The organism is Candidatus Aquarickettsia rohweri (genome assembly GCF_003953955.1).
Taxonomy (GTDB): domain Bacteria; phylum Pseudomonadota; class Alphaproteobacteria; order Rickettsiales; family Midichloriaceae; genus Aquirickettsia; species Aquirickettsia rohweri.
Map to the genome: position 1 here is coordinate 1 of NZ_RXFM01000133.1, position 2,051 is coordinate 2,051.

The 2,051-nt window shown below is 27.2% G+C and carries 5 protein-coding genes; all 5 read left to right on the forward strand.

Features of this window, described 5'->3' with window-relative positions; translation table 11 throughout:
• A partial coding sequence (locus tag EIC27_RS08515; RefSeq protein ID WP_205702331.1) for a transposase domain-containing protein occupies positions 1-232 on the forward strand: 232 nt, incomplete at its 5' end.
• Between the two features lie 143 nt (positions 233-375).
• The gene (locus tag EIC27_RS07400; protein ID WP_153183783.1) at positions 376-585 is read left to right on the forward strand and encodes a hypothetical protein; all 210 of its coding nucleotides are present in this window, start codon (positions 376-378) and stop codon (positions 583-585) included.
• 5 nt (positions 586-590) lie between these two features.
• Positions 591-1,097, forward strand: a complete 507-nt coding sequence (locus EIC27_RS06710; protein ID WP_162298367.1) for a disulfide bond formation protein B — start codon at positions 591-593, stop codon at positions 1,095-1,097.
• Complete coding sequence (locus EIC27_RS06715; protein WP_126045277.1) at positions 1,084-1,608, forward strand: demethoxyubiquinone hydroxylase family protein; 525 nt, start codon at positions 1,084-1,086, stop codon at positions 1,606-1,608. Before EIC27_RS06710 ends, EIC27_RS06715 begins: the two co-directional genes overlap by 14 nt.
• Positions 1,609-1,897: 289 nt before the next feature.
• The coding region (tnpA, locus tag EIC27_RS08520) for an IS66 family insertion sequence element accessory protein TnpA (protein ID WP_410519450.1) at positions 1,898-2,051 on the forward strand (154 nt) is incomplete at its 3' end.

Sequence of the window (2,051 nt, forward strand, 5' to 3'; positions counted from 1 at the left end):
TAGTATAAAACCATTTGCAGTTGGCAGAAAAAATTGGATGTTCTGTGCAACAACTAAGGGTGCTAAAGCTAGTGCAAATATTTATAGTATTATTGAAACTTGCAAAGTAAATAAGATTAATCCTTATGATTATTTAAAATATTTGCTGAATCATATTCATGATTATTCTGATCCAAAAGAGTTAGTAAATTTACTTCCATATAATATTGATAAAAAAATATCATCAAATTAAATTTTTTTTAGAATTATCAAAAAACTTAAGAAACCCAAAGAAAGGCGTATAATACTTGTCAAGATGGGGATATTTTAGCGTTTACTTTAAAAATCCAAAATAAATCTTTAAAAAGAAAAAGACTTGAAATCTATATTGAAAATTTGAGGCCTTATGTTATCAAAATTCAGGGTATAGAAGAAAATTGCTTAGAACATAGCTGTTATATTGACCTAGAGCCAGAAGTAGAAAACGATTTTAAAATTTTTATTTGGTCTAAAAATGAAATTCATGAAAAGAATTTTTCTTTTGTTTTTAGAGATTTTGGTGATAATAAAATTTATAAAGAAAAAAATTTATATATATATAATTAATTATTGTGAGTTATATTAGTAAATTATTAAATAAAAGGATAGTTATTCTACTTTTAAGTATTGTTCCTTTGTTAGTTGTTTATAGTTCTGAGTTATTTTTTGAAGTTAAAGCATGTAGGTTATGTTTATATCAAAGAATTCCATATTTCATTATAGTAATTACTATATTATTAACTTTTAGTCCCTTTTTTAAAAATATAAGCTTTAAAATTATCAATTTAATATTAGAAATTTCACTAATAATTGGGTTTTTCATAGCCATATTTCATTATGGGGTAGAAAAGAAAATTTTTAAATTTAATAGTAAATGCACTAATAATCTTAGTAATGCAGAAAATTTTGAGGATTATAAAAAAATGCTTGTCAATCAGGATTATGTACTTTGTGATCAAGTAAGTTATGAATTTCTAGGTATTTCAATGAGTTTATGGAATGCTATTTATACTTTATTTTTCTTCATTATAATAATAAAATACAGTAATAATTTACCTAATAAAAATGAAAACAAATAAGGATTTCATAAATCAAGCTATAAGAGTTAACCATGCTGGAGAATTTGGTGCAAAAAGGATTTATGAAGGACAGATTAAATACCTAAAAGATGATAAGGATATAGAGTTAGTTAAGCATATGTATGAGCAAGAACTAAAACATCTAGATTATTTTAATGATGAGTTAATAAGAAGAGACATTAGGCCCACGGTTTTAATGCCGCTATGGAATAAACTAGGGTTTGCTCTTGGCGCAATAACTGCCAGAATTGGAGCTAAAACTGCAATGGCTTGTACTGTAGCAGTTGAAGAAGTGATAGAAGAGCATTATCAGGAGCAAATTGATAAATTGAAAAAAAATCAGAAAGAAAAACCTCTATTGAAGAAGATTAAGCAATTTCAAAAAGAAGAAGCTGAGCATAAAGATATTGGGTTAGAGAATGATGCAATTAACTCTCCTGGCTATACTATACTTACTATGTGCATAAAAAGAGCTAGCAAGTGTGCTATTTGGTTAAGCAAAAGGTTTTAGATAACCTCAGCTATAGATAAGAAATTAGAAACTTATAGCAATTTTTACCATCATCAAGCTCTGCATCTATCGTAGTCATCACTAATGAGGTATTCTATAAAATACTTGGTCATCACGAAAGATAGGGGTTATACCATATCATCCACAGTCATCACGAGGGAGAGGTTTAGCTCTACTGTGGTGATCCAGAGTTATTATTGCATTTACATTGTAAGCGCTAAAATAAGGGCATCTAGGCAAGAATAAAAATAAGTGGTAGAACAAAAGCCTAAAAAAATAGAGGCTAATGATGCTATTAGAAAAAAAGAAAAAAAGAATAAGTAATGAAAAATGGAAAGAGCTAGTAGAAGAATATAAAAAAAGTAATGTAAGTAAATATGAATTTTGTAAGCAAAAGAATGTGCCGAGAAGTACATTTTATAAATGGCACAGAATTCTTGTAG